The sequence below is a fragment of the Nostoc sp. DedSLP03 genome, from assembly GCF_034530815.1.
Taxonomy (GTDB): Bacteria; Cyanobacteriota; Cyanobacteriia; order Cyanobacteriales; family Nostocaceae; genus Nostoc.
Map to the genome: position 1 here is coordinate 1 of NZ_JAVRCK010000013.1, position 9112 is coordinate 9112.

The 9112-nt window shown below is 37.4% G+C and carries 5 protein-coding genes and 2 pseudogenes; 5 read left to right on the forward strand and 2 right to left on the reverse strand.

Annotation, left to right across the window (positions count from 1 at the left end; genetic code table 11):
- On the forward strand, positions 1 to 432 hold a 432-nt coding region (locus RM368_RS08575), incomplete at its 5' end, for a transposase (protein ID WP_322693692.1).
- Between the two features lie 11 nt (positions 433 to 443).
- On the opposite strand, the pseudogene RM368_RS08580 reads toward RM368_RS08575, so the two are convergent.
- Positions 444 to 635: pseudogene (locus RM368_RS08580) on the reverse strand (hypothetical protein); the annotation flags it as partial.
- A gap of 17 nt (positions 636 to 652) precedes the next feature.
- A pseudogene (locus RM368_RS08585) lies at positions 653 to 1970 on the reverse strand (IS701 family transposase).
- Between the two features lie 93 nt (positions 1971 to 2063).
- Here RM368_RS08585 and RM368_RS08590 point away from each other — a divergent pair.
- The 4 genes from RM368_RS08590 to RM368_RS08605 all read left to right on the forward strand — a co-directional run bounded on the left by RM368_RS08590 (position 2064) and on the right by RM368_RS08605 (position 8485).
- On the forward strand, positions 2064 to 2366 hold the full coding sequence (locus RM368_RS08590; protein WP_322693693.1) for an N-6 DNA methylase: 303 nt from the start codon (positions 2064 to 2066) through the stop codon (positions 2364 to 2366).
- A 213-nt stretch (positions 2367 to 2579) separates the two neighbouring features.
- Complete coding sequence (locus RM368_RS08595; RefSeq protein WP_322693694.1) at positions 2580 to 2795, forward strand: restriction endonuclease subunit S; 216 nt, start codon at positions 2580 to 2582, stop codon at positions 2793 to 2795.
- Between the two features lie 262 nt (positions 2796 to 3057).
- Positions 3058 to 8115: a DUF4347 domain-containing protein gene (locus RM368_RS08600; protein ID WP_322693695.1), complete on the forward strand. Its 5058-nt coding sequence runs from the start codon at positions 3058 to 3060 to the stop codon at positions 8113 to 8115.
- A 94-nt stretch (positions 8116 to 8209) separates the two neighbouring features.
- On the forward strand, positions 8210 to 8485 hold the full coding sequence (locus RM368_RS08605) for a hypothetical protein (RefSeq protein ID WP_322693696.1): 276 nt from the start codon (positions 8210 to 8212) through the stop codon (positions 8483 to 8485).
- The last annotated feature ends 627 nt before the right edge of the window (positions 8486 to 9112 follow it).

A 9112-nucleotide genomic window follows, 5' to 3' on the forward strand; every position in this document is an offset into this window, starting at 1 on the left:
TTAAGTCAATGGCAACGTGAAAATTTTTATTTATACGGAGTTGTAGAACCCCTAAGTGGATACAGCTTTTTCTATGAGTTTCCCTACCTCAATGGTGATTGTTTCCAACACTTTTTAGAGTTACTCTCTGCTGATCTTGGGGATGATATCGCGGTTATCCAGTTCGATCAAGGGGCTTTTCACAGAGCAAAAGCTCTCGATTGTCCAGATAACATTATCCCAATTTTTCAACCTCCTCACTCTCCCGAACTTAACCCAATTGAGCGGTTTTGGGAATTTCTCAAATCTAAACTCCAATGGGAAAATTGTAAAAACCTCACACAACTACAGCACAAGTTAACTGATGTCCTCAAAGAAATTACACCTGAAATAATTGCCTCTCTCACTTCTTACGACTTTATCCTTGAAGCCTTATTTAGCGCAGCTTCATAAAGAATTGGTATAACTCGATATTGTTTGGCATATTGTTTTTGGACTTCTAGTAATTCTGAATTTTGCTCGGCTTTGGCTTGAATTTCACTCTGAACTTGCTCTCGCATATTGTCCAACTTAGGTAGAACAATACTTCCAGCAGAGTAAGCTTGAGCGATCGCAATAATCTCTTTCGCTAGTAATCTGTCTATATATTCCCCTAACGGGACTTAGACAAAAACTAAGCCCAAATGTATCCCAAACTGGCTTTATAAGCAGCAAACAGGTCACGATTGAGCATCAACCAATCAAAAAATCGGAAAGACATAGCCGTTCTGAAAGCATCTATTGCTTCAGTAAAAGTGTTCAAAGGCTTATTAGCCCACTTACGTCTTAAGCCTCCTGTGAGCTGATGCCAAAGAATAAAAGTGTAAGCACAAAAAACTAAAATGAAGTGTCGAAGTAAACTTCTTTTATCTCGGACTTGATATTCTTTTAGCCCTAACCAACCTTTGGCCTCCCTGTAGAAAACTTCTACCCAATTTCTCTGCCCGTAGGTGTCAACTATCCATTGAGGTGTGACAATTGATGATGAGACATTGGTAATGAAATAGTCAATATCAGTAGCAGCAGAGAAAGTCGGAGCGTTCATGACGATAGCAATATTACGCTTCCCACTGAGGCTTGATATTTCTACTTCTGCTGTTATTATCCATAGTGTTTTTGGTTGTTCTAAATCAAGATGAATTTCTGTGAAAGCCTCTTGAGGCAAGCTCTGCGCTAACTCATCTAGTCGAATCGTTTGTTGAATATTATCTGGAGGAGTAACTGTGACTTTGCGATTTTTAGCCAGTCCTCCTAAATATTTTAATTGCCGTTTCTCTAGTTCCAATAAGAAGGATGTATTATTGCCATATCCTGCATCTATAATTATTATTCCTGGTTGATACTTTCTCTCTATTGTTCTGTCTATTAGCTTGATTGCTAATTCTGTTTTTTTCTCAAATTCAGGATCTTGTTTTCCTTGTTGTAGAGAACTAGCGTGCTGATATAACTCTATATCTAGAGGTAAGCTTTTTTTCCCATCATATAAATGCGTTGTTACCACTACTATTCCATTGTCTGTCTTACCTATTTCTCCAATATATTGCCTTCCCACTCCTTGGGTAAAATTCCCGCTTTTCCTATGTCCAGAATCATCTATTATTAAGCTAAATCCTCTGCTAATTCTGGTCTGGCTACACTTATTCATCATTTCTAGGCGGCGTTCATTAACCTTGTAACTACACCAAGGTGCTTCAGTCAAAAAGCGATGCAGCGCGGTCTTGGGGGTTTCCCCCATGAGCGACTGCATCAAGACAGTGGTGTAAACGATGGTAAGTTACACCCACAGCATTCTCTGCCATTTGAAAGACGTTCTTTCTCTCACTTTCTCCTAATAATCCCCCTACATAATGCCTAAATTCCCGTTTTTGTGCTTTATGCGTGAACACATCGTCAAACTTTTGACACCATCTTTCAAAGCATGGAGGCATGGCTGCGGGGGTCGTTTCTTTCATGAGCTTCTTTCAACGTGAAAGCTATGCTAGTTAAATATTTTAGCCTTTTTTTATCTCCAGTTTTGTTTAAGTCCCGTTAAGTGTCAGTTGGTATTGCAAGAATCCCAAGGTTCAACGGAAAAGTTTGCACCCTTGCAACTTTATGGGCAAGAATACATGGGGAATACTTGGGCAATGGCAAACATGAACATGATTATCCACGATATGGAGGGGAAAATCGAAATTGGGGATACGTTTCGCCATCCCAAATTTATGCAAGCGGGGAAATTAGCACAGTTTGAGCGAGTGGTGGCTAATCCCATGTGGAATCAAAAATGGTTTACAGAGAAGGATTATGACGGCGATGAGTTAGGACGTTTCCCCAAGGGAGCAGGGTATCCAGGTTCATGTTTCTAAAGATGACATTGCCCGTAATGATTATAATATTTTGCCATTCCGTTATATTCATGTTGCTGAAACGGAGGAGTTTCGGTCAATTGCGGAGATTTTAGAGTAGTTGGAAGTTTTGGAAAAGGAAGCGGAAGCGACTAATGAGGCATTGAAAAATATTTTGGGGCGGTTTAGGTAAATATTAAATAAGATACTCAAAAAATCAGACCACAATTTTTAATGTATTGTCTTAGCTCACCTGAAATACAAAAAGAAAGTAATTCTTTGACAGTCAAAAATACACAGCCAAAATTAGCATTAGTTCGCATTAAATCTTTAACTATTCCTCTCCCACCACTAGATGAACAGCGAAAAATTGGACGCGTTTTGGCGATGGTTCAGGATGCGATCGCACAACAAGAGCAACTCATCACCCTTACAACTGTGCATTTGTAAAAAATCCAGAAAGGTTGTGGTTTTGACATTCATATTTCTAGGTGCAAGATATGAGCAAAACCTCATTACTCAACCTCTATACCATCAGCAGTCGCTGCCTTTATCTCTATTTTAGTAACTATGTACTATATTGAGATGCGTTCCCCCTGATTCCAACATTCTCTCATTTTCTGTATCTCGGCTCAATACCTTCAGTATATTCCCTAATTTTATGACAAAAAATTAGAGTTATTTTGGAAAAGTATATCTTTGATTTTTACCTATGATTTTTAATATAAAAAGATCCTCTCATCAAGCAATTATGCCTGTAGTAGCATTTATCGATGCTCAACTAGAAAATTATTCTGTACTTGCTAATGGTGTAGAACCGGAGGTCAAAGTTTTCGCTTTACATCCAGAGGAAGATGGAATAAAGCAGATTACTCAAGTTCTCTGTGAATACAATCATGTTGAGAGTATTCATATAGTCGCCCACGGTGCGCCAGGAAAAATCTACTTAGGGAATACAGAGCTAAATCTTGATACTATCAGCAACTATGCAGGAGAACTGCAAACTTGGTTTAATAATGTGTCGGAAGTCACTAAACCTAAACTAGTTCTCTATGGCTGTAATATAGCTGCGGGAGATGCCGGAACTGAGTTTCTAGAGAAATTACACCAACTAACTCAAGCTACTATTTATGCTTCTAAAAATCTTGTAGGTAGTCCGGCTAAAGGTGGCAGTTGGGATCTAGATGTAAATAAGGGTGAAGGACAAAATTCCTGTCCTCTAGTATTTAAATCCCAGATATTAAACACATACAGTAGTGTTTTCACAACTGGAACTGATGGCTTTTATACATTTTATGATTCTAAGGAAGGCGATCGAGGTACAGTTGAATTCATTGATATCAGTACTTCTAGTGCCAATCCTGGCACTAATATTAGAGCTGGTAAAAACTTTGAAAACGACTGGTTAGAAAAAGATATTCTTCTAGGGTTTAATTTCAAATTCTACGATAAAACTTTTGAAAAACTTAGTGTTTATGATAATGGATACGTTACATTCATTAGTACAAATCAGATAAACAGCCAAAATGGCAACCTTCCTAATAATCAACAAACTTACAGCATTTTTCCATACTGGGATGATTTTCAAGCAACCGAAGTTTTTTATAAACGAGAGAATGGTCGTTTCATAGTCCAGTGGAACAACGTTAAGCATTTCGATAGCGATGAAAATGCCACTTTTGAAATAATATTCTATGAAAATAGTAACAATATTGATTTTATTTACAAAGATGTATTGCTCGGTGATGATTCACTGAATTATGGTAATTCAGCTACTATTGGTATTAACAGAGATAATAATGTTGCCCTCAAGTACTTATACAATGGTGAAGTAAATAATGCAATTTCCAGAACTCTACAAGGTGTTACTTCCATTCGGTATGTCACTGAACCTAAGTTAGTTAACAACAAAATTATCTTAAAGGAATGGGACTCCACACTTTCTGAAGCAGAAAGAACCATCAAACTTACTAGCGATAACTTCCTAGCTACAGATGTTGATAACAGTAACACACCAGCTAAGGTCAAATTCAAGATAAGTAACCTTCAACATGGAAAATTTCAGTTAGATGGTAATATTGTCGCTGAATTTACCCAGGAAGACATTAATAATGGCAAAGTAACATTCATCCATGATGCTGGGGAAGATGCGCCATCATTCACAGTTGTAGTCACGGATGATTACAATGAAACTGCGCCCAAAGATATAAATACAAACTCTGGTATTACCTTCACCAATATCAACGATACTCCTAAATTATCTGGGTTAACTTCGGAGATTACTTTCTTAGAAAATGCTCTCAACCAAGCTGCCGATACCATATACAAAAATAGTATTATCAGTGTTACAGATGATGATTCTTCGCAGTTTAATGGTGGTAATCTGAAAGTTGCTTATAATGGCACTTCAGAAGGCACAGATCAACTGGCTATCGGCAGCACAAATACTATCAGTGTTAGCGATAGCACTGTTAAGTATAACGGTATAGAGATTGGTATCATTGATGGAATCAATAATGGTAGCAATGGTAAGGATTTAGTAGTTAATTTTATTAACACTAATGCCACCTTAGCAGCAGTCCAAGCCTTAATTGAAAGCCTTACTTATCAGACCACTTCTCATACACCTAAACCAAGTCGCACCATTACTGTTACAGTCAATGATAATGGTAGCCCGAAAGATTTAACACCCAAAACTAGTATTGGTGTTACCACAGAAATTAAAGTTACTTCTGAAAACGACGCACCAGTTAATAATATTCCTCAACCGATAACTATTAACGAAGACACTACCTTTACCTTTAGTAATAATCTCATCTCTCTCAGTGACTATGATGCTGGTAATAATCCTGTACAACTTAAGTTAACAGCTACTAACGGTACAATTGCATTTGGTGGAGCTACTACAGGATTAAACTTTTCCGATCTTGATGGTACAGACGGCACTCTGGAATTTACAAGCAGTATTGCAAACATCAACAGTGCCTTAAATCAGCTGACTTTTACTCCTACCCTCAATTCCAACAACATCAACAAAAATACTATTAGCCTGAAAGTTAATACTCAAGACTTAGCTAACACAGGTATTCTCGGTGGTAATCAAACAGATGAAGATACTATTAGCTTCAATGTTATTCCTGTTAATGATGCACCAGTAAATCAGTTGACCAAAACTGCGGTTAACGTCAACGAAGATACTAACTTAGTCTTCAACACCGCTAATGGCAATGTCATCAAAGTCAGTGATGTAGATGCTGCTGAAAGTGCAGATGAGGTAGAAGTTACCCTTGCCGTTACCAAAGGTTTATTGAGTCTGACAAACACCACTAATATCATCTTTACTCAAGGTAATGCTACTGGTAACGCTGCTATCACCTTTAAGGGTAAGCTAGCAAATGTGAATAATGCCCTAGAGGGTTTAATTTATCAAGGTAATCCCAATTACAATGGTGCCGACACTTTAACTATTACCACCAGTGATTTAGGACACACTGGTAAGAGTTCTGCTCTTACAGATACTGACCGAGTAGCCATTACGGTTAATCCTGTCAATGATGTCCCTGTTAACAAAGTTCCTGACGATCAAATCTACGATACTAATCGAGATTTAATTTTCAGCAGAGTTAATAATAATGCTATTAGTATCAGCGATATAGACTTGGAAAAAGGTGAAGGTACGCGTGAAGCAGAGGTAACAGTTTCTGTTACTAATGGCAAGTTGACTCTTAAGAATACTACAGGGATTAAATTTAGCCAAGGAACCACTAATGGGAACTCTACAATTACCTTCCGTGGACTATTTGCAGACATCAATCAGGCTTTAGAAGGTTTGATTTACAAAGGTAATCAGGAGTATAAGGGTAAAGACGTTCTCAGAGTTGTTACCAGTGATTTAGGTAATTGGGGTGAGGGTAGTATTCTCAAGGATGAAGATAATATTAATATTATCGTATCTGATTTAGATACTGATGGGATTAACAATACTACAGAAGCAGAAATTGCTGAAACAATTGCTAAAAATGGCTCAGATGATGCTCATTTTCAAGAGTTAAGTCAAAGAGCGGCAGATGAAGGAGGAATTGTTGCATTTTATGGTGGTGATGGCGGCACAACAAAACCAATCATACTGGCCATAAAGAATGAAGACCAAGAGCGTATTACTGGCGATTATCCTAATTTTGCATTAGTTGTAAATAACCTCACTACTAACGTTTTTACGACTACGATTCCAGACCCTATTGCTGTTTTCGATGCTAAAGACTTGAGAAAATCAGCACTGAAGGAAATTAAGAGTCCTTTAGATGTTATTAATTTCCAAGTTCAAACCAATCCAGTCATCAAAGACGAAAGTCGCCAGCAGCAAATTCAAACAGACATCAACAAGAAAATTGTCAGGGTAGAGTTTAAACTTCCAGATAGTGTAGGAGAGATACCTGTTAATGCTATTGTTCAAAAACGTACTGACGGTACTCTCTACGATTTGCGTCGCTCATTAAATTCTCAATGGAATAATACAGATTATGAGCTACTGACTGGAGCAGTATTACAAGATAGAAATCTTGATGGTAGACCAGACTGGGCTGTAGTTTATCTACAAGATGGTCAATGGGGTGATGAAGATGGTGTAGTTGATGGAGATATTACCCAATCTTTAGCTGCGGTAAACTTGGATTTGGGAGCTAGTCGGATGGAAGTTCGTTCGAGCCAGGATGGTTTAAATTTCTACGGTAATCGCAGTTATGTCCAGTTCACTCTTAACCGCTATTCTGGAAAAGATGCTTCGGAAGTTGGGGTAGCACGCGTTCGCTTTGGACAAAATGGAGAAATTACTCAAGTCAATGGTAAGAACGTAAGTTCTGTTGAGGAAGCTCGACAAGCTATTCTGTTGCGTGGAGAAACTTTATTCAACTCCTTAACTAATAAACAGAACCCTAAGTTTGGTAGTCAAAATTCCATTCTGACTTTTGAAGAAGGTGAACAGGCAGTCTTTTTCTTAATTAAAGGTGGCACAAGGGATGAATTACGGTCTAATGATTTAAATTCTAGGTCTGTAGAGTTTTCTGTTTCTAGCTTGAATGGAGGAACAAGTATATTTCAGTCCAGTGGTAATACCAGTGGACAAACAGCCACAGTTTCTTTAGCGAGATTATTTGAGATTAATGCCAAAATCCTTTCTGCGGAAGAAGCTAAAACTCAATTGCCACTTTTGGCAATCAGCCAGAGACAGACTCAACTTAATACATCTGATGAGTTAATTGACTTACAATCATCTGGTGCATTTGATGGTAAGCAGGCAATGTTGAATTTCTTAGTTCAAAGAGAAGCTTCATTTGACAACTCTGCTTATTTTTATCGGGTTGATGATGCTAAAGGTTCAATTAGAGATCCATTGACTGGAATACTGATTGACCCCAGTGCTGTCACTACTGTTGAAGAAAAACAACGTTATTTGCAACTGGCGACTAGCGATCGCTTGGTACAAGGTGCAGAGTTTACAACTAGTAATTTTTCGGCTAAAACGGTTTCTATGACTGTAGCAGGAGGTGAATTTTATGTACCATTGTTAGTTTCCAATGGCACTTTGTCTAGCATTGGTAATGATTTTAGTCGGGTTTTCACTTCTTATGTAGGGATTAACAGCGATCGCGCTGACCACATTAGGAGTTTGGGTAATGGTATGTTTGGCTTTGAAGATTTAGTTGGTAAAGAAAGCGATCGCGACTACAATGACATGATTCTTTCCATTCAGCAAGTGCAAATTACGGCTTAATTTCTATCTGACAACAATCAGTATAAACAAAGCTTGAATTTCTATTAGACGTGAACCCAAGACAATTACAACACAGTAAAAAGAAGAGGAAGTTATGGCACAAGTTCAACAAAAAGTTTACTTAATTACAGAGCAACAACGTGATGCATTATTAAACTATCTGCTAAATCGCCCATATCGTGAGGTGGCAAATGGAGTACAATTTCTCAATAATGCGCCAACTACGATCGTAAATATTGAAGTTCCTGATGAAGAAATGAACAATATATCTAATGAACATAAATCTCAAAATCAATCGTCCAACAATATGGATATTCCCATTCAAACAGCTACTTCTTCAGAGGAATTAGCTATTTTTAGTCATGCTTAATTAAACGTAATTTTCATCAGCCTTTTTCACTTCATCCTTCTGTTTTTGACACTCCTCACTGTACAAAGTCAACTCCAATTCGCAATTACTAATGGGCTTCGTCCCGCTTCTCTACGAGACGCTGCGCGAACGCTAACGCAATTCGCAAGTTCCTGAGCGTGGGGCTTGAATCCTACCACTGATTTAAGACCACTGAATCAAAGATTCAGTGGTTTTAAGACCCATTAATTAATAATTAAACAATTAATGAGATTTCTTATAATTAACTGCGAATTGCGAAAAGCAGCGAATTGACAATTGTTTTGCTCAAGTTTTTATTCTTCTGTTTATTCAGTTTTTTCATTAAGAGTGCTTTGGTTACTGTAATAGACAAGAAGAATGAATCAAACGAAGTGTCAAATTTCTTAATAAGTGTGAGTTAGGCTGATGGTAAATTCCTATTGATTATAGCTTTATCATTTTGTTAGCTAGTATAAATAAATTACATTTTTTTGTTAAATAATTGAGAATATTTTATTACTACCACGATGACAAGTTATACTTAGGAAATAATCTCAAATATTCAATCGTTTCTGCCACAAAAATAGCTATTTATCATGAAAATTATCGGTTTGATTATTTAACTTT

Excerpts from the sequence above, each read along its gene's own strand:
- RM368_RS08595 (WP_322693694.1), top strand. The coding sequence starts at position 2,580 with ATGTATTGTCTTAGCTCACCTGAAATACAAAAAGAAAGTAATTCTTTG.
- RM368_RS08600 (WP_322693695.1), top strand. The coding sequence starts at position 3,058 with ATGATTTTTAATATAAAAAGATCCTCTCATCAAGCAATTATGCCTGTA.
- RM368_RS08605 (WP_322693696.1), top strand. The coding sequence starts at position 8,210 with ATGGCACAAGTTCAACAAAAAGTTTACTTAATTACAGAGCAACAACGT.